The sequence below is a fragment of the Dankookia rubra genome, from assembly GCF_004355005.1.
GTDB classification, from domain to species: Bacteria; Pseudomonadota; Alphaproteobacteria; order Acetobacterales; family Acetobacteraceae; genus Paracraurococcus; species Paracraurococcus ruber_A.
This window is the reverse complement of sequence record NZ_SMSJ01000004.1, coordinates 1-21787: the sequence shown is the minus strand read 5'-3', so window position 1 is coordinate 21787 and position 21787 is coordinate 1. Positions and strand designations below refer to the sequence as shown.

At 71.1% G+C, this 21787-nt stretch carries 22 protein-coding genes and 1 riboswitch; of the genes, 11 read left to right on the top strand and 11 right to left on the bottom strand.

Annotation, left to right across the window (positions count from 1 at the left end; all coding sequences use genetic code 11):
* Position 1: 1 nt before the first annotated feature.
* Complete coding sequence (locus E2C06_RS04515) at positions 2–778, top strand: NUDIX hydrolase (RefSeq protein ID WP_133287396.1); 777 nt, start codon at positions 2–4, stop codon at positions 776–778.
* Positions 779–783: 5 nt separating this feature from the next.
* Here E2C06_RS04515 and E2C06_RS04510 read toward each other — a convergent pair whose 3' ends face one another.
* Positions 784–2706 carry a family 16 glycosylhydrolase gene (locus E2C06_RS04510; protein ID WP_133287395.1) on the bottom strand — a complete coding sequence of 641 codons (1923 nt, stop codon included), beginning with the start codon at positions 2704–2706 and terminating at the stop codon, positions 784–786.
* Positions 2707–3601: 895 nt separating this feature from the next.
* Between E2C06_RS04510 and E2C06_RS04505 the strand changes: the two genes are divergently transcribed.
* The 4 genes from E2C06_RS04505 to E2C06_RS04490 all read left to right on the top strand — a co-directional run bounded on the left by E2C06_RS04505 (position 3602) and on the right by E2C06_RS04490 (position 6839).
* Positions 3602–4489: a cation diffusion facilitator family transporter gene (locus E2C06_RS04505; protein WP_133287394.1), complete on the top strand. Its 888-nt coding sequence runs from the start codon at positions 3602–3604 to the stop codon at positions 4487–4489.
* A 116-nt stretch (positions 4490–4605) separates the two neighbouring features.
* Positions 4606–5478, top strand: a complete 873-nt coding sequence (locus tag E2C06_RS04500; protein WP_133287393.1) for an energy transducer TonB — start codon at positions 4606–4608, stop codon at positions 5476–5478.
* Between the two features lie 10 nt (positions 5479–5488).
* A complete protein-coding gene (locus tag E2C06_RS04495) occupies positions 5489–6046 on the top strand; it encodes a cob(I)yrinic acid a,c-diamide adenosyltransferase (protein ID WP_133287392.1) in 558 nt (185 codons plus the stop codon).
* A 43-nt stretch (positions 6047–6089) separates the two neighbouring features.
* Positions 6090–6839 (top strand): FkbM family methyltransferase, encoded by a 750-nt coding sequence (locus E2C06_RS04490; RefSeq protein ID WP_165982212.1) that lies wholly within the window; start codon positions 6090–6092, stop codon positions 6837–6839.
* Positions 6840–6842: 3 nt separating this feature from the next.
* On the opposite strand, the gene E2C06_RS04485 is transcribed toward E2C06_RS04490, so the two are convergent.
* Positions 6843–7169: a YnfA family protein gene (locus E2C06_RS04485; RefSeq protein WP_133287390.1), complete on the bottom strand. Its 327-nt coding sequence runs from the start codon at positions 7167–7169 to the stop codon at positions 6843–6845.
* Between the two features lie 85 nt (positions 7170–7254).
* Here E2C06_RS04485 and E2C06_RS04480 point away from each other — a divergent pair, with 85 nt between their 5' ends.
* Positions 7255–8217, top strand: coding sequence for a cation diffusion facilitator family transporter (locus E2C06_RS04480; protein WP_133287389.1), 963 nt, complete (start codon positions 7255–7257; stop codon positions 8215–8217).
* Here E2C06_RS04480 and E2C06_RS04475 read toward each other — a convergent pair.
* The 6 genes from E2C06_RS04475 to E2C06_RS04450 all read right to left on the bottom strand — a co-directional run bounded on the left by E2C06_RS04475 (position 8171) and on the right by E2C06_RS04450 (position 15166).
* The gene (locus E2C06_RS04475) at positions 8171–10162 is read right to left on the bottom strand and encodes a TonB-dependent receptor plug domain-containing protein (protein WP_133287388.1); all 1992 of its coding nucleotides are present in this window, start codon (positions 10160–10162) and stop codon (positions 8171–8173) included. The two genes, E2C06_RS04480 and E2C06_RS04475, sit on opposite strands and share 47 nt — an antisense overlap.
* Positions 10163–10304: 142 nt before the next feature.
* Positions 10305–10603: riboswitch (cobalamin riboswitch) on the bottom strand.
* Positions 10604–10866: 263 nt separating this feature from the next.
* Positions 10867–11532, bottom strand: coding sequence for an exopolysaccharide biosynthesis protein (locus E2C06_RS04470; protein ID WP_133287387.1), 666 nt, complete (start codon positions 11530–11532; stop codon positions 10867–10869).
* A 183-nt stretch (positions 11533–11715) separates the two neighbouring features.
* Positions 11716–12519: an enoyl-CoA hydratase gene (locus E2C06_RS04465; protein WP_133287386.1), complete on the bottom strand. Its 804-nt coding sequence runs from the start codon at positions 12517–12519 to the stop codon at positions 11716–11718.
* A complete protein-coding gene (locus E2C06_RS04460) occupies positions 12516–13733 on the bottom strand; it encodes a CaiB/BaiF CoA transferase family protein (RefSeq protein ID WP_241671116.1) in 1218 nt (405 codons plus the stop codon). Before E2C06_RS04460 ends, E2C06_RS04465 begins: the two co-directional genes overlap by 4 nt.
* A 144-nt stretch (positions 13734–13877) precedes the next feature.
* Positions 13878–14300 carry a CBS domain-containing protein gene (locus E2C06_RS04455; protein WP_133287385.1) on the bottom strand — a complete coding sequence of 141 codons (423 nt, stop codon included), beginning with the start codon at positions 14298–14300 and terminating at the stop codon, positions 13878–13880.
* Positions 14301–14407: 107 nt separating this feature from the next.
* A complete protein-coding gene (locus E2C06_RS04450; RefSeq protein WP_133287384.1) occupies positions 14408–15166 on the bottom strand; it encodes an endonuclease III domain-containing protein in 759 nt (252 codons plus the stop codon).
* Between the two features lie 127 nt (positions 15167–15293).
* On the opposite strand from E2C06_RS04450, the gene E2C06_RS04445 reads away from it, so the two are divergent.
* A complete protein-coding gene (locus E2C06_RS04445; protein ID WP_133287628.1) occupies positions 15294–15968 on the top strand; it encodes a DUF1194 domain-containing protein in 675 nt (224 codons plus the stop codon).
* Between the two features lie 13 nt (positions 15969–15981).
* A complete protein-coding gene (locus tag E2C06_RS04440; RefSeq protein ID WP_133287383.1) occupies positions 15982–17142 on the top strand; it encodes a 2-aminoethylphosphonate--pyruvate transaminase in 1161 nt (386 codons plus the stop codon).
* 114 nt (positions 17143–17256) lie between these two features.
* Here the strand turns inward: E2C06_RS04440 and E2C06_RS04435 are convergent, their stop codons facing one another.
* The gene (locus E2C06_RS04435) at positions 17257–17907 is read right to left on the bottom strand and encodes an OmpW/AlkL family protein (RefSeq protein ID WP_133287382.1); all 651 of its coding nucleotides are present in this window, start codon (positions 17905–17907) and stop codon (positions 17257–17259) included.
* A gap of 144 nt (positions 17908–18051) precedes the next feature.
* Positions 18052–18264, bottom strand: coding sequence for a DUF1289 domain-containing protein (locus tag E2C06_RS04430; RefSeq protein WP_133287381.1), 213 nt, complete (start codon positions 18262–18264; stop codon positions 18052–18054).
* Positions 18265–18362: 98 nt separating this feature from the next.
* On the opposite strand from E2C06_RS04430, the gene E2C06_RS04425 reads away from it, so the two are divergent.
* Entirely contained in the window at positions 18363–20033 is a 1671-nt protein-coding gene (locus tag E2C06_RS04425) for a formate--tetrahydrofolate ligase (protein WP_133287380.1), read from the top strand.
* 308 nt (positions 20034–20341) lie between these two features.
* Positions 20342–20872, top strand: a complete 531-nt coding sequence (locus E2C06_RS04420; protein WP_133287379.1) for an RNA polymerase sigma factor — start codon at positions 20342–20344, stop codon at positions 20870–20872.
* Between the two features lie 10 nt (positions 20873–20882).
* Here the strand turns inward: E2C06_RS04420 and E2C06_RS04415 are convergent, their stop codons facing one another.
* Positions 20883–21122 (bottom strand): NepR family anti-sigma factor, encoded by a 240-nt coding sequence (locus E2C06_RS04415; RefSeq protein ID WP_133287378.1) that lies wholly within the window; start codon positions 21120–21122, stop codon positions 20883–20885.
* Positions 21123–21301: 179 nt separating this feature from the next.
* Between E2C06_RS04415 and E2C06_RS04410 the strand changes: the two genes are divergently transcribed.
* Positions 21302–21787: tetratricopeptide repeat protein (locus tag E2C06_RS04410; protein WP_133287377.1), on the top strand; the 486-nt coding region annotated here is incomplete at its 3' end.

Here is a 21787-nt window from a genome sequence, read left to right as displayed (position 1 = left end):
GATGAGCGAGACGAAACTCCCTGTCCCGGCGCGGCCCGCCTCCACCGTGTTGCTGCTGCGCGACGGCGCGGAGGGGGTCGAGGTCTTCATGGTGGTGCGCCACCGCGACATCGAATTCGCCGGTGGCGCGCTGGTCTTCCCGGGCGGGCGGGTGGAGCCGGACGACCAGGCGCTGGGCGGCGCGGATGCGCTCGACGGGTTCCGTATCGCCGGCATCCGCGAGACCTTCGAGGAATGCGGCGTGCTGCTGGCGCGGCCACGGGGGGAGGCGACGCTGGTCGACGCGACCCGGCTGCTGGGGATCGAGGCGCTGCACCGCGCCCGCGTCGCCAAGGGCGAGCAGCCGCTGAGCGCCATGCTGGCCGAGGAGCGGCTGGAGCCGGCGATCGACGGCATGGTGCAGTTCGCCCATTGGGTCACGCCGCTGTCCCGCAGCAAGCGCTTCGACACACAGTTCTTCCTCGCCGCCGCGCCGCCCGACCAGCTCGCGGTGCATGACGGGTACGAAAGCGAGGACAGCGTCTGGATCACCCCGGCCCGGGCGATCGAGGAAGCCAATGCCGGCCAGCGCCGCCTGGTCTTCCCGACCCGGAAGAACCTCGAGAAGCTCGGCCGCCATGCAACGGTGGCGGAAGCGCTGGCGGCGGCGCGCCAGGCCCCGGTGGTGACGGTGACGCCCGAGATGGTGCAGACCGAGCAGGGCTGGCGCCTGACCATCCCGGCCGAGGCCGGCTACGGCGGCTCGGTCTTCGAGGTGCTGGACGCGCCGGCCATCTGACCCGCTCAGCCGCGGTTGAAGAGGTAGTCGGCCTGGGTGAGCGTGCCTGCGGCATTGGCGATCTGGATGGTGATGACCGGCGAGACATAGGTGCCGTCCACCACGACATAGGACTGCATCTTGGTGCCGGCCCGGTAGTCCAGGTGGGCGGCGCTGGAGAAGCCGTCGAGCCGGAGCAGGTCGTGCTCCCCGCCGCCGGGCAGGCTGCGGTGGAAGTCGATGATCTGGTCGCCTGCGGCGATGGCGCCCTTGGTGAGCACGAAGGTATCGTTGCCGCCGCCGCCCTGGACGCGGGAGGTGCCGCGGCCGAAGAAGAAGGTGTCGTCGCCGGCGCCGGCGGAGAAGTTCAGCGTGCCGGCGCCGGCGCGGACCTCGTCGCCGAGGGCACTGCCCCAGACGGTATGCACCGGCTTGGCGGACATGGTGGCGGCGTCGAGATGGATGGCGGCGCGGGCCTTGGTGAAGTCATAGAGGTCACTGAGCCCGTCCGGCCGCAGCGTATAGGTGCCGCCGGCCGCGGTGACGTCGCCCGGGCCGGTGACCGTGGTGACGCTGGGCGGCGGGGCGATGGTGCCGGCCTGCCAGACGCGGACATAGTCGACCAGCATATGGCCGGTCGGCAGGCTCGGATCATACTTGCCGGGCCAGCTTCCGGCATCGCCGACCGCCAGGTTCAGCAGCATGTACATCGGCTTCTGCATGTCGGCCGGGGTTGCCGCCTCGGCCACCTCGTTGCCGTCGACATACCAGCGGATCCGGTCGGCCTGCCAGTCGAGGCCGAAGGTGTGGAAGCCCTTCGACAGGTCCGGCAGCAGGCTCATCGACTTGGTGGTGGTGGGCCCGGTGGTGGTGTGCAGGCTGAAATAGGCGGTGGTCGGGTCCTTGCCGAGCATCTCGAAGATGTCGATCTCGGGCGGCCAGCCCCCATCGGCCGGCAGCAGCCAGAAGGCCGGCCAGAAGCCCTGGCCTGCCGGAAGCTGCGCCCGCACCTCGAAGTAGCCGTATTGCTGGGCGAAGGACCTCGCGGTGGTGAGCAGCCCGGAAGTATAGGCGAGCCCCAACGGGTTGCTTCCGGGCGCGGCGGTGATGTCGAGGATGCCCTGGCTGATGCTGAAGGGATTCACCCCGACCGAGGCATCGGAATAGTATTCGGCCTCCTTGTTGGTCGACAGGGTCCGCAGCTGGTCGTTGATCTTGAAAGTCGTCTTCCAGGTGGTGCCGATGCCGGTGGCCGAGGCGCTGAGGCTGTTGAACTCCTCGGCGAAGGTGACGCGCATGCCGGCATGCGTCGGGTCGGCCGGCAGCATGAAATCCTGCGCGCTGAGCAAGCTGGCCTTGACGTTCCGCAGCACCAGCCTCTCGCCACCGCCGAGGCTGAGCACGGTGTCGGTGCCCAGCTGGGTCAGCGCCGCCTGCACCGCGCCGAAGCTGTAGAGGGCGGCGTCCTGCAGCAGGATCTTGTCGATGCCGGCCTGAAAATCGGTGATGACGTCGCTGCCATTGCCGCGGCGGGCGATGAAGGTATTGGCCCCGGTGCCGCCGGTCAGCACGTCGTTCCCAGCGCCGCCGTCGAGGGTCTGCGAGCCATCGCCCGCGGTGATGATGTTGTGGAGCGCATTGCCGCGGCCAGCGCTGCCGGTCCACATGAGCTGCAGGTTCTCGACGAAGTCGGGCAGGGCAAAGGCCGATGCATAGGACTGCACCGTGTCGATGCCGCCATTGGCCAATTCGATGATGCGGCTGCTGGCGTCCCAGATGACATAGGTGTCGTCGCCGCCGCCGCCACTGAGGGTGGCCTGACCGTTCGGGGCGGAAAGGGCATCGGCCCCGCTGGTGCCGTTGAGGGTCGTGCCTTTGGCGGCGGTGAGCCATTTCCTGGGTGCGGCGGAGGTGTTCAGTGCAACGGAGACTGCATTGAGGATGGCCAAGGCTTGTCCTTCCATGCCTGGTGGCAGGACCCCGTGGCTTGTTGTGAAGCGCCGCGGAGCGGAGGCATGGGGCTCACATCCCGTCGGCACGGTGGCCGGCAGGGGTTAAGAGCCCCGGAAGGCGATTAGATGGCCTGGCTCACTGAACCCGAAATGACAACGGGTTCGGTATGTCTTCTCTGCGTGGCGTTTCAATAAAGAGAAGACATCAGTAGTCGCCGATAAGAGCTGTTAGGCGAACGTATGCAATTATAAATAAGCTTCGGGTTGAATATTTGGAAGATTAGAAGGACTAACAGTTACCGCAATGGTTCTTTTAGTGAATTTCGATAAAGCCAGGGTTGTGGAACACCGCATTCAAAGCTTTTTCATCCTCACGCATCAATTGCTTGAGCGGAATACTGAGCTTGGACCGTCTCATTTTTTGGATAACATGCGCGTGAATTTGGCCCCGGCGAAGGCCGGCGAGCCGTTAGTCTACGCGTTGCCCACGACCCGCACGACCTGGCCGCTGCCCTCGTAGGCCGGACAGGGCTGCCCGTTGCGTCGGCCGCTGCCGTGGCACTCGGGGCAGGGACCACCCTGGTCTGCCCGGTTCCTGGGGCTGACCGGTCCCCCAAAGCGCCGGGCGGTGCGCCCGTGTCGGTCTGGCCAGCCTCTCGCTCGTTCGATCCTGCCATGTGCTGGCTCCTGCCCCCTTGCTCCGTCCCCTCGGTGCCGCCCGAAAGCTGCGGGGCGAGGCGCGTTCCCCGGCCAGCCTCCCGGCGGTCCGAGCGGGTCCCGACCAGGGTCCCGGCACGGTGCATCGGGGGTTGCCCCCACTGCATCCTCCGGGGCATGAACCGCCTCCATTGCCGGAGCCCCGCCCCTTGGCCCCTTCCGCCGCCCCGATCGCATGACGCGCGTGGTCCGCCTCGCCGCCGGCAGCCTGGTGATCGCCGCCGCCGTGCTCGCGCTGAAGCTCGGCGCCTGGTGGGTGACGGGCAGCGTCGCGCTGCTGGCCGATGCGCTGGAAAGCGTGGTGAACGTCGCCGCCGCCGGGGCGGCGCTGGTCGCGGTGCAGTTTTCCGCCCTGCCGGCCGATGCCAACCACCCCTATGGCCATACCAAGGCGGAGTATTTCTCGGCCGTCCTGGAAGGCGCGCTGATCATCGTCGCCGCCCTGGCGATCCTGCACAGCGCCTGGGGCGCCTATGTCGCGCCGCGCCCGCCGGAGGATGCGGTGGTCGGGCTGCTGATCTCGGCCGCCGCAACCGCCATCAACGCCGGCTGGGCCATCCTGCTGCGGCGCGAGGGGCGGCGGCTCCGGTCGCCTGCGCTGCTGGCCGATGCGCGGCACCTGATGGCGGACGTGGTCACCTCGCTCGGCGTGCTGGTCGGCGTCGGCGCGGTGGCGGTGACCGGGCGGCTCTGGCTCGACCCACTGATCGCGGCGCTGACCGCGGTGAACATTCTCTGGTCCGGCTGGTACCTGATGCGGGAATCGGTCGGCGGGCTGATGGACGAGGCGGTGGAGCCCGGCCTCCTGGCGCGGATCCGCGGCGCCGTCTCGGCCAGCGCCGAGGGGGCGATCGAGGCGCATGACCTGCGCACGCGCCATGCCGGGCGGCTGACCTTCATCGAGTTCCACCTGGTGGTGCCCGGCAGCCTCAGCGTCGACGATGCGCATGTGATCTGCGACCGGATCGAGGCGGCGCTGAAGGCGGAGATCGAGGGCGCCACCATCACCATCCATGTCGAGCCCGAGGGCAAGGCCAAGCACCACGGCGTGCTGGTGCTGTGAGCCGTCGTTCGACGGCACCGGAGGCTCGGCAGGCAATCGTCCCCGCTGTCGCCGCGCGCTGGGCGGGGCCGCGTCGGCGCCGGCCCGCCGATGAGGCATTCCTTTGGGCCCCCCTGGTGTCCGTGGCGCTGCACGCCGCGGCGCTGGGCGGAATGCTGCTGTGGCTGGAGCGCGCGAAGCTCGGCACGGCGCCCGATACCCAGGCCGTCGCCATGGTCTGGGAGGATGCGGCCGAGGAGGTGGCCGGCGAGGCGCAGCCCGACAGTCCGGATGCGACGGCCGCACCCGCGGAACGGCCGGTGCCGCCGCCGCCCGAGGCTGCCCCGCCCCCCCCGCCTCCCGCGGCGGCAGTGCCACCCTCGCCCGTGGCACCCCCGCCGCCGCCCGCGCCCGGCCTCGACGAGCCCGCGCCACCCTTGCCGGAGGCCCTGGCAGCCACCGTCGCGCCGCCGCCCCCGCCCATCCCCACCGAGCCTCCGCCGCCCGCGCCGGCGCCCCCGCTGGCCGCCAGCGCGCCGACGGCCGAGCCGGACGACGCGGAGCCACTGCCCCTGCCGCCGCCGATGCCGCCCCGGCCTGCGACGCCGCGCGCAACCCCCGCGGCCGCCAGGCCATCGCCGGCGCAGGAAACGCCCGCACCGCCCCAGGTGAATCCCTGGGCGGGTGGAGTACAGCCATTCTCGCTCGGTGCGCGCGCGACGATCACCGGCGTGACGGTCGCCGCAAAGGCGGTCTATCGGCCACCGGAGCCGGCCTATCCGGAAGAGGCGCGCCGGAGCAACGCGGCCGGCTCGGCACGCCTGCGGCTGACGATTGACGAACGGGGCCGGGTCACCAATGTGGAGATCGTATCGAGCGCCGGCCACCGCGCCTTGGACAAGGCGGCGCTCGACTACTACGCGCAGTGGCGGTTCGAGCCGGCGATGCGGGACGGCCAACCGGTGGTGTCCTTCTCCTTCGTCAACGTCACCTTCCGCCTGCCCCGCTGAGGTTCGGTTCATGGTCAAGCTCGACGTCATCACCACCCGCGGCGGCGACCAGGGCGAGACCTCGCTCGGTGACGGGACGCGGGTGCGCAAGGACACCCTGCGGATCGAGGCGATGGGCGCGGTGGATGAGGCCAATGCCGCGCTCGGCCTGCTGCGGCTGCAGACCGAGGCGGAGCCGGAAGCGGACGCGATGCTGGCGCGCATGCAGAACGACCTCTTCGACCTCGGCGCCGATCTCTGCATGCCAGGGGAGGGGGAGGGGCGCCTGCGGGTGACCCCGGCGCAGTGCCTGCGGCTGGAACGCGAACTCGCCGCCATGAACGCCGCGCTGCCGGCGCTGCGCAGCTTCGTGCTGCCGGGCGGCACCCCGGCAGCGGCGGCGGCGCACCTCGCACGGACCCTGGCTCGGCGGGCGGAGCGCGCGGTGGTGGCGCTCGCGGCGGCCGAGGCGGTGAACCCGGACGCGGTGCGCTACCTCAACCGGCTGTCCGACCATCTCTTCGTGCTGTCGCGGCGGCTGAACGGCAATGGCGCGGGCGACGTGCTCTGGGTACCCGGCGGGGCGTGAGCTTCGCTTTGCCGGCGGGCGCCGGGGCGGTATCCATGGCGGCATGAGCCCCCCGATCCCCGACCTGGTCTTCGACCTCGGCCTGCACCATGGCCTCGACACCGAATACTACCTGCGGAAGGGCTTCCGCGTGGTGGCGCTGGAGGCGAGGCCGGATTTCTGCGCCGCGGTCTCCGCCCGCTTCGCCGCAGAGGTCGAGGCCGGGCGGCTGACCGTGGTGCCCTGCGCGCTCTATCCCCGCGGCGGGGAGACGATCTCCTTCTGGGTCAACCCGGTGAAGGATGACTGGAACAGCGTCTACCGCGACTTCGCCGCCAAGGGCGGGCACGCGGTGCAGGAGATCACGGTGCCCACGGTCACCATGATGGAGCTGTTCGATCGCTTCGGCGTGCCGCGCTACCTGAAATGCGACATCGAGGGCATGGACGAGGAATGCGCCCGGCAGCTCCTGGCGGATGGGCGGCGGCCGGATTTTGTCTCGATGGAGGCCTCCTCCTTCGACATCTTCGCCTATCTGCGGGCCTGCGGCTACGACCGGGCGCAGCTGGTGAACCAGGCCTTCCACTGGAGCAATCCGCCGCCGGAGCCGGCGCGGGAGGGCAGCTACGCCGCGGTGCAGTTCACCGGCCACCACAGCGGGCTGTTCGGGCTGGAGCTGGACCCGGCGCGGTGGTCCGACTTCACCGAGATCACCGGCCGCTGGTTCGACTTCATGCGCCTGTCGGGGCGGGACGGGCTGCTGGCGCATGGCTGGCTGGACGTGCATGCCACGCGGAGCGAGGCCCTGGCATAGGCGCTACCCCCGCGCCGCGCCGACGAGGATGACGCCGGCCCCGGCCAAGCAAAGCCCGGCGCCGGCCATGTCCCACCCGGTCGGCGTCCGTCCTTCCACCACCCAGAGCCAGCCGAGCGAGGCGGCGATATAGACCCCGCCATAGGCGGCGAAGGCGCGGCCGGCCGCATCCGCCTCCACCCAGGTCAGCGCCCAGGCGAAGAGCCCGAGTGACGCCGCCCCGGGCAGCAGCCACCAGGCGCCCGCATCCTGCCGCAGCACGGCCCAGGCGGCGAAGCAGCCGGCGATCTCGGCGAGCGCGGCGACGGCGTAGGCGATTGCGCTGGTCATCCGGCGCAGGCTAGCGCGCCGGAGGGCGCCATGCAGCCATTCCGGCCCGCCGCCGTTCTGCCCGGTTGCAGCGGAGGTACAGGGCATGGCGCATGGCGGGTCGCGGCGGGTCATCCTGGCGGCGCTTGCGGGCAACTGCGCGATCGCCGCGACCAAATTCGCCGCCGCGTTCTGGACCGGATCCGCCGCCATGCTGTCGGAGGCGATCCACTCCTCGGTCGATACCGGCAACCAGGGGCTGCTGCTGCTCGGCCTGCGTCGCGCCGCAAGGCCGCCTTCCGTCCGGCACCCCTTCGGCCATGGGATGGAGCTCTACTTCTGGGCCTTCGTCGTGGCGCTGCTGATCTTCGCCCTCGGCGGCGCCTTCTCGATCTACGAGGGTTGGCGGAAGATCGCCGCGCCGCATCCGGTCGAGGGCGCCTGGATCAACTTCGCCGTGCTCGGCGCCGCGGTGGTCTTCGAAGGCCTTTCCTTCCGCGTCGCCTATCGTGAGTTCCGCCGCGCCCATCTCGGCGAGCCCTTCTGGACCGCCATCCGGCGCAGCAAGGATCCCGGCGTCTTCTCCGTCCTGCTCGAGGACAGCGCGGCGCTGGTCGGGCTGCTGATCGCGCTGGCCGGGCTGGGCCTTGCCGAATGGCTCGACCTGCCGGTGCTGGACGGCGTCGCCTCGATCGGCATCGGCCTGCTGCTGGTGGCGACCGCCGCCTTCCTGGCGAACGAGACGCGCAGCCTGCTGACCGGGGAGGCGGCCTCGCCGCGGCTGGTCGAGGCTGTGCGCGGCATGCTGCTGGCCGATGCGCGCGTCGCGGCGGTGGAGGAACTGCTCAGCATGCATCTCGGCCCGGCCGAGGTGCTGGTCGCGGTGACCATCGACTTCCGCGACGACCTGCCCGGCGGCGGGGTCGAACAGGCCGCCGCCGAGCTGACGCGCCGCGTCGAGGCGGCGCATCCGGAGGTAACGCGGCTCTTCCTGCGGCCGCGGCCGCGGGACGCGCCCGCCGCTACAGCGCGAAGCGCGTCCCGACCAGCACGCTCCGCCCCGGCGTGACGAAGCCGTTCACCGGCTCCCAGCGGCTGTTGCCGAGGTTGCGCGCCTCGAGGAAGAGCGCCGCCTGATCGAAGGCCTGCCAGCTGGCGGTGACGTTCACCACCGCGCCCGCCGGGTTGCTGCGGGCATAAGCATAGGCGGTGCCGTCATTGGCGTAGCTGGCGAAGGCGGCTTCGGGGCTGCGGCCGGTGAGGAGCACCGTCGGTGCCACCACCACCTTCGGCAGCGGCACGAGCCGGGCGGTCAGGCTGACCACCGTCTCCGGCCGCCGCGGCAGGCGGCGGTCGGTCTCGGCGTCGAAGGCCTCGGTAATGGTCCAGGCCGCCGTCGTCTCGAACCAGCTCGCCGGGCGCAGCGTCATGCCGAGCTCCGCGCCGTGGATATCGGCGCGGTTGATATTGGCATAGGTGCTGCCGGTCGGGCCGAAGACGTTGACGATCTGGTCGCGCACGTGGCTCCGGAAGAAGGTCCAGCTGGCGGTGGCGAAGCGCCGGTTGCCGAAGGCCGGCAGGTCGGTGTCGCTGCCGATCTCCCAGCCGAAGCTGCGCTCCGGCTTCAGGTCCGGGTTGCCGGTCGAGACCTGGAAGCCGTCGAAGGCGCCGATGCCGTAGCGCTCGAAGAGCGACGGCGCGCGGAAGGCAGTGCCGGCGGAAAGCCGCAGGCGGGAGGCGACCTCGGGCAGGGCGAGTGCGGCGCCTAGCTTCCAGGTGGTCGCGCCCTCGACGCCGGTGACGTTGTCCTGCCGCAGCCCGCCCGAGAGGTCGAGCCGTTCCAGCAGCCGGTACTGCAGCGAGGCCCAGCCGGAGGTGGTGTGCTGCTGCGCCCGCAGGTTGCTGGTGAAATCGCCGAAGTCGGAGGGGAAGGACTGCGTCGTCCGCGCCTCCTCCAGCGTATGCGTCACGCCGAAGCCGAACGCGCCGTCGGTGAAGGGCCCGGCCGAGGGCAGCCGGACCGTGTTGCCCCAGTCGACGCCGGTGCGGGTGCCGCGGAAGCGGGAATCCTCCCGCGTGAAGGCATCGAACTGGTCGGGCAGGTTGGTGTAGCGGCGGCTCTGCTCGGTCGAGAAGACCCGCATCCCGGTGGTCCAGACGCCGTCCAGCAGCTTCGTCTCGCCGCGCAACTGCCCGGCCCAGCGGCGGTCGCGGCCGCTGTAGTTGGGGTCGTCCTGCGGCACGTTGTCGAGGCCGAAGCGGTTCTCCCGCCAGCGCAGCAGGCCCTCGAAGCGGGTGCCCTCGATCGGTGTCCAGCCGAGCCGCGCGGTGCCGGTGGCGCCGCGGAAGCCGTCGCGTTCCGGGATGTTGGTCTCGAAGCGCGGCGCGAGCGCGTTGAAGCCGCGGGTGGACTGCGAGAAGCCGGACATCAGGTAGTCGAAGGCGCCGACCGTGCCGGTGGCGCCGAGCCCGCCGCGCAGCGTGTTCTGCGTGCCGCCGGCCAGCTCGCCATAGGGCGCGAAGGCCTTGTCCGGCGCGGCGCGGCGGGTGATCAGGTTGACCACGCCGCCGATCGCCGAGGAGCCATAGAGCGAGGAAAGCGGCCCACGCACCACCTCGATCCGCTCCACGTCGAAGAGCAGGTCCTGGCCGAAGTCGAAGCCGCCGGTCGGCGCGCCGACATCGTTGGCGGGGACGCCGTCGATCAGCACCAGCACGTTGCCGCTGCCGGTGCCGCGCAGGAAGGCGCTGGTGAGCTGGCCCGGCCCGCCCTGCGGCGCGATGCGGAGGCCGGGGACGGCGGTCAGCGCCTCGGCCAGCGTCTGGTAGCCGCGCTCCTCGATATCCTGGCGGGTGATGACGGTGGCGGCGGCCGGCACGCGTTCCTGCGGCGTGGGGATCCGGGTGCCGGTGATGATGGTGTCGGGAATCGGCGCTTGGGCATGGGCGAGGCCGGGCAGCGCGGCGATGCCGCCTGCCAGGGCCCCGGACAGGGCCAGTGTGACGCGTCGCATGATGGGGTTCCCCCTGCGGCATTGACGAACGAGCCCCGGCCCTGGGGGCCGGGACGACGGGCGTCGTTCCCGCAGACGGAGGCGCCCCGCCGCGGCGGGTGGCCTGTGATCCGGTGCGCCGGTGCACCTCGCCCGGCACGCGCGAGACAACTCTGCGCCGGCCGGTCTCCTGGCTCACGGTGGGGACGGCCGGGGAAGATCCCCGATGCCTTCCGCGATCCTGCCGCCTTCTCGCGCGGCCGGGGAACACCCCTTCGGCGCAATGGCGAATGGCAGGACCTCACCGCCTACAGTTGCGAGGGCAGCCGCGGCCTGGACGGGTCCGTGGCCCTGCGGATCACCCGCCGCGCCGAATGCGCGCCGACCGATCCCAGGCCGAAGTCCCAACCTCACGCGTTCCCGTTTCAGCCCTTGCGGGCCACCGGCGCATGACTGCCCTGTAGCAGGCCACCCGGCCGGAGGGCAGGGGGGCAGCGGTCCGGGGGGCATCACACCTGACGCACGAAGTCCCGACCTGCGGTTCGAAGGACCGAGGCGCCGAGTGGCGCCCGTTGCCAATGCGGCGAAGCCGAGCCGCGCGGAGGCGCGGCGCCCGGGAGCGCATGAAGGTATAACCTTCGTGCGCTCGGCATGACAGGAGGAGAACGGGCGGACACATGCCCGACCTGCCGCGCTCGCCTGCCCGCCCGGCGGTGGGCGCGCCGCTAGAACACCCAGCCGAGCGCCTTGACCCCGAGCCAGCAGACCACGCCGAGCACGAAGGTGGCGAAGGCGCAGCCGGCAATGGTCAGGGCAACGCCCCAGGCGGTGACCTTGTTGTCGTGCTCCACCAGGCCGAGCGCCATGACGATGGCGCCGAAGGCCGGCGGGCCATTGGTTCCGGGCCCGGGCAGGATCAGCATCAGCGCGACATAGGCGGTGAGCCAGCCGAAGATCCGGTCGCCGGCCGGGGAGGTGAAGAAGCCCGGCCGCGGCTTCACGAAGCGCTCGACCTTGTTCAGCCATTTGGAGGAGGAGCCGGCCAGCCGCAACAGGTCGCCCCGCTTGATGCTCTGCCGGGCGATGAATCCGGGCAGCTTCGGCACCCGCCGGCCGAGGCCCATCTGCACGCCGAGGATCAGCACCGGCGTGCCGAAGACCGAGGCCATGCCGGGCAGCAGCGAGGGCAGCAGCAGCAGCAGGATCAGCAGGCCGAAGGCGCGATCCCCAAAGGCCTCGGCCATGTCGCCGAGGGTGATGCGCTCGCCGGGGAAGCGGGCCGCCACTTCGGCGACGATGCGCGAGATCGGCGCACCGGCGGCTTCCGTGCCGTGCGCGTGCCCATGCACGGACGCTGCCGCGACGATCGGCGCCTCGATATTCCCGTCCATTCCCGGTCTCAGACCCTTCGTCCCAGTCGATGCCCAGCCGCGGAACGGCCGTTCTTCCAAAGCCTCGTCGCGCGACCCTTCTTTGCGGGTCCGTCACGTTCTGCCTATCCTAAGCGCAACCGCCCCGCCATGCACCGGGAATCTCGGCGAGACCCGGGGCCTGGCGAGGCGGTGCCGAGGATATCAGCGACCGGTGAAAGCCGGCTTGCGCTTCTCCATGAAGGCGCGGCGGCCTTCCTTGTAGTCGGCGCTGTCGAAGCAGGCGGCCATGGCGGCGCGGATGGCGGCCATGTCGCGGTCCGCCGCGTCCTTCAGCACCGCCTTCACCGTCTGCTTGTTGGTGGTCAGCGAGAGCGGCGCGTTCCCCGCCAGGGTCGCGGTCAGCTTCGCCACGGTTGCATCCAGCTCGGCAACCGGCACCACCTTGTTGACCAGCCCGACCCGCTCGGCCTCACGGGCGTCGAAGCGCTCGCCGGTCATCAGGATCATGTGGGCATGCGCCGGCCCGACCAGGTCGACCAGGGCGCGGACCATGTCGAAGCCATAGGCGATCGAGAGCTTCGCCGCCGGGATGCCGAACTGGCTGTCCTCGGAGGCGATGCGGATGTCGGTCGACATGGCGATGCCGAGGCCGCCGCCCATGCAGAAGCCGCGGATCTGCGCGATCACCGGCTTGGCGTAATTCGACAGCTTCACCCGCCCGGCGCTGGTGATGCGGTCGTATTCCTGCTGCGCGTCGGCGTTGCTGCGGACCTTCTCGAACTGGCTGATATCGGCGCCCGAGACAAAGGCCTTGTCGCCGGCGCCCTGCAGCACGACGCAGCGCACCTTCGGGTCCTCGGCGAAGAGGTCGAGCGCGGCGCCCATCCCCTCCCACATGTTCACCGACATGGCGTTGCGCTTTTCCGGCTGGTTGAACACCACCCGGCCGACGCCGTCCTCGATGCTGGCGAGGATCTTGCCGTCGGCGAATTCGAAGTTGCTCATGCGCCCCCCAGGGCTCCCTTGGCTTTCAGGTCTGCGATCTCGGCTGCGGTGAGGCCGGCTTCCGCCAGGATTTCGTCGTTGTGCTCGCCGAGGTTCGGCATGTCCCGGTAGAAGCCGGTCTCGACGCCCTCGAGGTTCACCGGCTGGGCCACGACCTTGATGTCGCCGCGGGTGCGGTGCTGCATCGGCATCGCCATCTCGAGGTGCTGGACCTGCGGGTCCTCGAAGACCTCGCGGATGTTGTTCACCGGGCCGCAGGGGATGCCGGCTTCCTCCAGCTTCTCGATCCAGTAGTCGGAGGAATGCTGGCTGGTGACTGCGGCTATCACCTCGTTGATCCGCTTGCGATCTTTGGAGCGGCCGCCATTGGTCTTCCAGTCCTCGACCTCGAGCCATTCCTCGTGGCCGGCGGCCTTGCAGAAATTGGTCCAGAGCTTGGGCGAGGACGCCGCGATGTTGATCGGCTTGTCCTGCGTCGGGAAGACGCCCATCGGGATGTTCACGGGGTGGTCGTTGCCGGCCTGGCCCGCCACTTCGCCATCCATCAGGTAACGGCTGGCCTGGAAGTCCAGCATGAAGACCTGGGCCTCGAGCAGGGAGGTATGGACATAGCCGCCGCGGCCGGTGCGCTCCCGGTCGTAGAGCTTCATCATGATGCCCATGGCCAGCAGGTTGCCCGCCGTGAGGTCGTTGATCGGGATGCCGACCCGCATCGGCCCGCGGCCCGGCTCGCCGGTGATGGTCATCAGCCCGCCCATGCCCTGCGCGATCTGGTCGACGCCGCCGCGCTTGGAATAGGGGCCGGTCTGGCCGAAGCCGGAGATCGAGGCATAGATCAGCCGCGGGTTGATCTCCTTCAGGTCGTCATAGGCGATCTTCAGGCGGTGCTTGACCTGCATCCGCATGTTCTCGACCAGGATGTCGGCGGTCGCCGCGACCTTGCGGAAGGCGGCAAGCCCGGCCGGGTTCTTCAGGTCGATCGACAGGCCGCGCTTGTTGCGGTGCAGGTTGACCTGGTCGAAGCCGTCCCGCGCGCCGCCGAGGCCGTCGCCCTGCCCGGGCGGCTCCACCCGGATGATGTCGGCGCCCCAGTCCGCCAGGTGGCGGACGCAGGTCGGGCCGGCGCGGGCAAGCGTCAGGTCGAGGACGCGGAGGCCGGCCAGGGGAAGGCGAGTCTCCTGCATCAATTTCGGATCGATCGGGCTTTCGGGCATCGGTTCCTCCCGGGATAGCGGCAAGACTAGGGGAGGGTGCCCGCACTGGCCAGATGGGGGCCGGGGCCGGGCCGCGATCCGGACGCGACGCCGCCCGGCCCCGGCGGATCGGCGCCCGGGCCTTCGAGCCCTCCCGCGAGCCGTCTAGAGCCGTTCCCAGAGGTCGCTTTCCACCTCCAGCCGGCCGCGCTCGTCGGCCAGGAAATCCCCGCGGGAGACGATGCCGACCAGGCGGTCGCCATCCACCACGGGAACATGGCGGAAGCCGCCGTCTCGCATCAGCCGCAGCGCCTCGACCGCCCGGACATGCGGCGGCATGGCCTCGGGGTTGGCGGTCATCACGTCACGCAGGCAGGTCGCGTGCGGGTCGCGGCCCTCGGCCAGGATGCGGCAGATGGCGTCCCGCCCGGTGAAGATGCCGAGCAGCCGGCCATGCGGGTCGGTCACCAGGATCGCGCCGATGCGGTGGTTCCGCATCTCCTGGCAGGCATGCTGCACGGAGGCCTCGGGCGGCAGGGTGATCGGATGCCGCCGGGTGATGATCTCGTGCATGTGGCGGTTGGTCATCTTGCCCTCCCATGACGGCCGGCGGAGCTTCGGGCCGGGGCCGGCGGCCGGCCTTGATCCGCCGCAAGCCGCCTGGTCGCGTTGTTGTGGGCGCCAGATCGGGTGCCTCAGGCCGGCACGGTGCCGAGCCGCGCCTGGCCCTCCGGGCAGAGGTCCCGCAGCACGCAACGGCCGCAGGCCGGGCCGCGGAAGAAGCAGCAGCGCTGGCCGTGCCGCATCAGCACCTGATGGTGGTCGTAGAACTGCTGCGCGTCCCAGTCGTCCGGCAGCAGCGCCGCCAGCACCGCATGCGCCGGCCCGACCGCGAGCGTCTTCGGGATCAGCCCGAGCCGTGCCGCGACCCGGTGGTGGTGGCTGTCGACCGGCAGCGCCCGGCCGCGCAGCGTGCTGAAGGACAGCACCGCCGCCGCCGTCTTCGGCCCGACCCCGGGCAGGGAGGCGAGCCAGGCCGCCGCCTCCGCCTCCGGCATCCCCGCCAGGTGCGACAGGTCGAGCAGCCCCTGCCGTTCGGTCAGTGCCCGCAGCGTCCTTTGCAGGGCGGGCGCCTTGGCTTCCGGCCAGGTCACGCCGGCGATCGCCCGCTCGACCTCCGCCACCGGCGCGTCGCGGACCGCCGCCCAATCCGGGAACTGCTCCCGCAGCGCCTTGAAGGCCCGGGCGCTGTCGGCATTCTTGGTGCGGTGGGACAGCAGGGAGGAGACCAGCTCGTCCAGCGGCGCCAGGGCGTGGAAATAGGTGATGGGGCAGCCGTATTCGGCGCAGAGCCGCCGATGCGCTTCCAGCGCCAGGGCGCGCTTCGCGGCATCCGGCGCGGGCGGTAGGCGGGCGACGCCGCGGCGGGGCTCTGAGGTCTGGGGGACGGGCATGGCAGGACGAACGGCCCTCGCGCCTTGCGGTTCGGCCTGCAACCGCCCCCAAGGCCATGGCCGCAACATCCCGTGCGGGCTTGATGCGCGCTGCGGACCGGGTGCAGCTTCGCGCTATCCGGTGACGATGGATCCCGTCGACCTCGCCCTCTGCCTCGCCATCGATGTCTCGGCCAGCGTCGACTACGACGAGTTCGGCCTGATGATCGGCGGCTATGCCGCGGCCTTCCGCGACCCCGGCATCGCCGCGGCCTGCGCCGGCGGGCCGCGCGGGGCGGTCGCCGTGGCCCTGCTGTTCTGGTCGGGCGCCTGGCCCTCGATGCGGCCGCCCTCGGGCGGGCCGGAGGTCGCGGTGCCCTGGACACGGCTGGACGGGGCGGCCTCCGCGGCGGCGCTGGCCGAGGCGATCGACAATGCCCCACGCCTGCCGCTGCCGGGGGCGACCGCGCTGGGGGAGGGGATGGCGGCGGGCCTCGCCCTGCTGGCGCGCTGCCCGGCGCCGGCCACGCGCCACGTCCTCGACGTCTCGGGCGACGGCCGGCACAACCAGGGGCGTTTGCCCGGCCCGGTGCGCGACATCGGCGTCGCCGCGGGGGTCACGCTGAATGGCCTCGCGGTGCTGAACGAGGAGCCCGACCTGCTCGACCACTACCGGTCGGACGTCATCGGCGGCCCCGGCAGCTTCGCCATGGACTGCCCGGACTACGCCGCCTTTGCCCAGGCTATCCGGGAAAAGCTGGCGCGGGAGATCGGCGGGCTTCTCCTGTCCCGGGCGGATCGGTTATCTCCTCGGGCTTACTGACAGGTGCAGATTCATGCTGCTGCTGATTCCGGGCCCGGTGCAGACCAGGCCCGAGACCCGTGCCGCGATGGCGCAGGACATCGCCCCCTGGGACAACGATTTCCGCCCCACCTATGCCTCGATCCGCGAGCGCGTCCGGGTGCTGGCCGGCGGCGTCGAGGGCATGCACGCCACCCTGCCGCTGCAGGGCTGCGGCCATTTCATGATGGAAGCCGCGATCCGCACCTTCGTCCCGGCCGGGGGGAAGCTGCTGATCCCGCAGAACGGCGCCTATGCCGACCGCGCGGTGCGGCTGGCGACGGAAGCCGGCCGCGTGGTGGTGGCCCTGCCCGGGCCGGACACCCGGCCGGTCACCGCCGAGGAGATCGCCGCGGCGCTCGCGGCCGACCCCGCCATCTCCCATGTCGCGATGATCCACAACGAAACGGGCAGCGGCATCGTCAACGACCCGGAGGTCATCGGCCCGGCGGTGCGGGCGGCCGGGCGGCGGCTGATCCTCGATTCCGTCTCGGCCTTCGGCGCGCTGCCGGTCAATCTCGCCGACCACCCGGAAATCGACGCGCTGATCTTCACCAGCGGCAAGTGCCTCGAAGGCCTCCCCGGCATCGGCTTCGCGGTCGCGCGGATCGACAGCGTGACGGCCGCGGCCGGCAATGCCGGGTCATGGGCCTTCGACCTGTCCGACGTTTATGCCCATGCGCTGCGGGCAGGCTGGGGCAGCTTCCGCTTCACCCCGCCGGTGCAGTCGCTCGCGGCCTTCAGCGTGGCGCTCGACCTGCATGAGAGGGAAGGCGGCCAGCCCGCGCGGCTGGCGCGCTACCGGGAGAACGCACGGGCGATGTATGACGGCGTGCGGGCGCTCGGCATGGCGCCCTACCTGGACTGGGCGCATCAGGGCCCGGTGATCGTCACCGTGCACCAGCCGGCCGACCCGGCCTTCGAGCTGCAGCCCTTCGTCGATGCGCTGAAGCGCCGCGGCGTGCTGATCAGCAATTTCTGGAACACCCAGGCGCCGACCTTCCGCGTCGGCTGCATCGGTGCGGTAACGCCCGAGGACATCCGCGGCGCGGTGGCGGCGATCGACGGGGCGCTGCGGGAGCTGGGCGTCACGCGGCGCGAGGCTTCGGGCAACGATGCGCCGCGGCAGAAGGTCTCGGCCCGGGACGACGACTGAGCGGCCAGGGCGGCCCGCGGCTGGGCGCGAAGGCCCGGACGCGTGAACCTGCCCTGGCAACAACGGGCCATGGCGGCGCCGCATCCGGATCTGGATTCAGGCCGCGCCGCGGGCTCAGAACCGGTAGCGGACGGCGGCGCCGATCACCCAGGGGTCGAGGTTGGCGCGGGCGGTGACGGTGCCGGAGTTCACGCTGACATCCGGCCGCAGCAGGATCTTCTTGGCGTCGAGGTTCAGCAGCCAGTTCGGCGCAAGCTCGTAGTCCACGCCGACCACCGCGGCGAAGGCCGGGGTGCTGTCGATCCGCACGCGGCTCACGGGCGGGGTCTTGTTGCCGCCATAGCCGTAGAAGAAGGTGTAGTTCAGGCCGATGCCCGCATAGGGGCTGATCCGCGAGGCCGGAAACGGGTGGATCTGCAGGGTCAAGGTCGGCGGCAGCACCCAGACGCTGCCCAGCTTCACGTCGCCGAGCGCCGAGCCCTTGACGCTGACATCGTGCTGCGAGGTGGCGGCGATCAGGTTCAGCGCGACCTGCGGCGCCATGAAATAGGTGAAGTCGAGCTGCGCGGTCGCCGAGTTGCTCGCTTCCGGCTTGCCGCCGATGCTGGTGCTGCCGCCGTTGCCCGGCAGCACCCCAATGGCGCCGAGGCCGACGACGAAGTCGCCCGCCTGCTTGCCGCGCGGCGCATCCTGCGCGGCGGCGCCGGTGACGGCGAGGGCGGCCAGGGCGACGGCACCGGCCAGCTTACCAAAGGTCTTGTGCATGTCTCTCGATCCGTTGAGGGCGGCGTTGCCGCTGCGGACCGGAATAGGTGCGCAATCGTCACGCGGCCTTGATGCGGATCAAGTTGCGTCTGAAACCAATATCCCGAGCCACCACGCTGTGGCAAAAAAGCCACAGCAGGCCAGTCAGTCCTTCCGCTTCTTCTTCTTTGCCGCCTCGCCGGTTGCCTCGCCCGAGGCGGCGAGGGCGGCCAGCCGGCCGGGCAGCACCGCGCGGATCTCCGGCCGCTGCTCCTTCGCCTTCTTCCAGTGCTTCTTGTCCTTCCGGGTCATGCCGCAGCCGAGGCACCAGCCCGTGGCCTCGTCGTAGCGGCAGATATCGATGCAGGGGCTTGCCATGCCCTAGCAAAGCCGTTCCGGACCGGATGGTTGCCGCCGGCGCTTGCCCCTGGCCGCCCGGACCTCTAAGCGCGAGGAGCCTGCCGGGAGGGAAGATCATGGCCACCGACCTCGAGATCGCGCGCGCCGCGACCCTGCTGCCGATCGGCGCCATCGCCGAACGCGCCGGCATCCCGGAGGCGGCACTGATCCCCTTCGGCCGCCACAAGGCGAAGCTCGATTTCAGCCTGCTGCGGACCCAGGCCGACAAGCCGCGCGGCAAGCTGGTGCTGGTCACCGGCATCAGCCCGACCGCGGCCGGGGAGGGCAAGACCACCACCACCATCGGCCTCGGCGACGCGCTGAACGCGCTGGGCACCCGGACCATGATCTGCCTGCGGGAGCCCTCGCTCGGCCCCTGCTTCGGCGTGAAGGGCGGGGCGACCGGCGGCGGCCGGGCCCAGGTGGCGCCGATGGAGGACATCAACCTCCATTTCACCGGCGATTTCCACGCGATCACCGCGGCGAACAACCTGCTGAGCGCGATGATCGACAACCATCTGTACTGGGGCAATGCGCTCGGCATCGATCCGCGCCGCGTCACCTGGCGCCGCGCCATGGACATGAACGACCGCAACCTGCGGAACATGGTTCTCGGCCTCGGCGGGGCCTCGCAGGGCGTGCCGCGGGAGGACGGCTTCGACATCACGGTGGCTTCCGAGGTCATGGCGATCTTCTGCCTCGCGCGTGATCTCGCCGACCTGCAGGCGCGGCTCGGCCGCATCATCATCGGCCAGACCCGCGACGGCACCAGCATCACCGCGCGCGACATCAAGGCCGATGGCGCCATGGCCGCGCTGCTGCGCGACGCGCTGCAGCCCAACCTGGTGCAGACGCTGGAAGGCTCGCCCGCGCTGGTGCATGGCGGGCCCTTCGCCAATATCGCGCATGGCTGCAACAGCGTCATGGCGACGACGCTCGGCCTCTCGCTCGCCGATGTGGTGGTGACGGAAGCCGGCTTCGGCGCCGACCTGGGCGCCGAAAAATTCCTCGACATCAAGTGCCCGAGTGCCGGCCTCTCGCCCGACCTCGCGGTGGTCGTGGCCACCGTGCGGGCGCTGAAGATGCATGGCGGCGTGGCGAAGTCGGCGCTGGGGCCGGAGGACGTGGCGGCGGTCGAGCGCGGCGTGGTCAACCTTGTCCGCCATGTCGAGAACATGCGGAAATTCGGACTGCCCGTCGTCGTCGCGCTGAACAAGTTCACCACGGACACGGATGCCGAGATCGCCGCGGTCCGCCACGCCATGGCGCGGATCGGCGCCGAGGCCTTCCTCTGCACCCATTGGGGCGAGGGCGCCGCGGGCGCCGCCGAGCTCGGCCGCGCGGTGCAGGCGCTGCTGGCCGAGGGCCATGCGAAGTACCGCTCGCTCTACGAGCCTGCCCTGCCGCTCGCCGAGAAGCTGCGGACCATCGCGCGGGAGATCTACCACGCCGCCGAAGTGCAGATCCCGCCCGCGGTCGCGGCGCGGCTTAAGCGCTTCGAGGAGATGGGCTTCGGCCATGTCCCGGTCTGCGTCGCCAAGACCCAGTACAGCTTCAGCGCCGACGCGACCAGGATGGGCGCGCCGGAGGGCCATGTGCTGCCGGTGCGCGAGGTCCGGCTCTCGGCCGGGGCCGGCTTCGTCGTCGCGGTCTGCGGCGACATCATGACCATGCCCGGCCTGCCGCGGCATCCGGCGGCGGAGGGAATCGGGCTCGACGCCGACGGTCGGATCGACGGGCTGTTCTGAGGTCCCGCTTCAGCCTCCAGGCAACTTCCGGCACCGCACCGCACGGCAAACGTGTGGTGCAAGACACGGATCGCCGATCCGGCAGATGATGCGAGACCGTATCGCGCCACGCTGCCGCGCCGCGCTGTGTCATCGGTGCACGGCGCTGGTGCAATCATGGCCAATCGATGAACGCCGCACGCAAGCGTGCAGCGCAGCACCCGGGCTCACACGCAAGGGTGTGCCGCCCGTGGCGCACCCGTCCGCGGCCATCGGATAGTGTCGTGTCCGACGAGATTGCAGCGTGACGAGGGGGCCACCGGTTTCGAATGCAAGAGGACAGGGCGCCCGGGGCGGACGCCTTCGCGAACGCTGTTGCCGCGGAGATACCGCGGTTGCGACGTTTCGCGCGCGTGCTGGTGAAGCACGGCGATGCCGCCGACGACCTTGTGCAGGAGACGCTCGTCCGCGCGATCGGCGCGCGCGACCAGTTCCAGGAAGGGACGAATCTCCGCGCCTGGCTCTTCACCATCCTGCGCCATGCGCGCGCCGCCGCCGTGCGGCGGGCCGCGCGCAGCCCCTTCCTGTCGCCCGAGACGATGCCGGAAGCGGCAATCTCGGGCGGGCAGGAGGAGCGGCAGGAGATGCGCGACGTGATCATCGCCTTCCGCCGCCTGCCGCCGATCCACCGGGAGGCACTCTGGGTCGTGGTGGTCGAGGGGCTCGACTACAGCGAGGCGGCGAAGGTGCTCGGCGTGCCGGCGGGGACACTGCGGTCGCGCCTGTCGCGGGCGCGGGAGGCGCTGCGGCGCGGCGTCGGGCTGGAGCCACGCTCGGGCAGCGACCCGGAGCTGGGCTGACCGCGGCGGTTCAGTCGGAAAGGTGGTCGAGCAGTCGAAGGAAGCGGTCGGGCACCGGTTCGGTCAGCACCTCGGCGTGCAGCCGGGTCAGGTGCCGGCGCAGCCAAGCGTCGAACTCGGGTGCCTCCGCCTGCGGTACGGGCGGCCTGTCCCGGACGGGGGTTGCAAGATCCTGCATGGAAACCCCAATGCCTGCATCGGAAGCGGGTTCCACGCCGGCGGACAAGGCATTGGGCTTGGCGTCGGGCATGCGGCGCGGGGGCTCCGGGCTTTGTTCCGCAACGGCTGTCCGGGGTGGCAGGCGAAGCAGGCTGGAATGCACGTGAAAGTAGATAAGCCGGTTCGCATAAGCAAGCACGCGTTAGTGATGGCCGCCTGAACCGGGATGGCCGCATTGCGTCGGGAACGCCCGGCTGCGATGACCGCCGGATGCCTCCCGAAGATCCCCAGTCCCTGTTGCAGGCCGGTGCCGCGCGCCACGCCGCGGGCGACCTGGCTGCGGCTGAAAGGCTCTACCGCCAAGTGCTGAAGCGCCGGCCGGACGAGCCGAACGCGCACAACCTGCTGGGCGTGCTGGCGCGGCAACGCGGCGATGCGGCCGGCGCGCTGCGGCATACCAAACGCGCTCTGGCGGCGGCGCCGGAGGAGCCGGTCTTCCTCGCCAATCGCGGCGCCGCCCTGGCCGAGGCCGGGCGGCTGGCCGAGGCGGTGGTGGCGCTGCGGGCGGCGCTCGCGCGGCGGCCAGAGGATCCGGTGGCGCTGCGCAACCTCGGCCAGGCGCTCTCTGCGCTCGGCGATGCCGCGGCGGCGCTGGCCCCGCTGGCGCAGGCGGCGGCCCTGCTGCCGGAGGCGCCTGAGCCTCGGCTCGCGCTCGCCCATGCGCGGCGCGAGGCCGGCGATGCGGCCGGTGCGGCC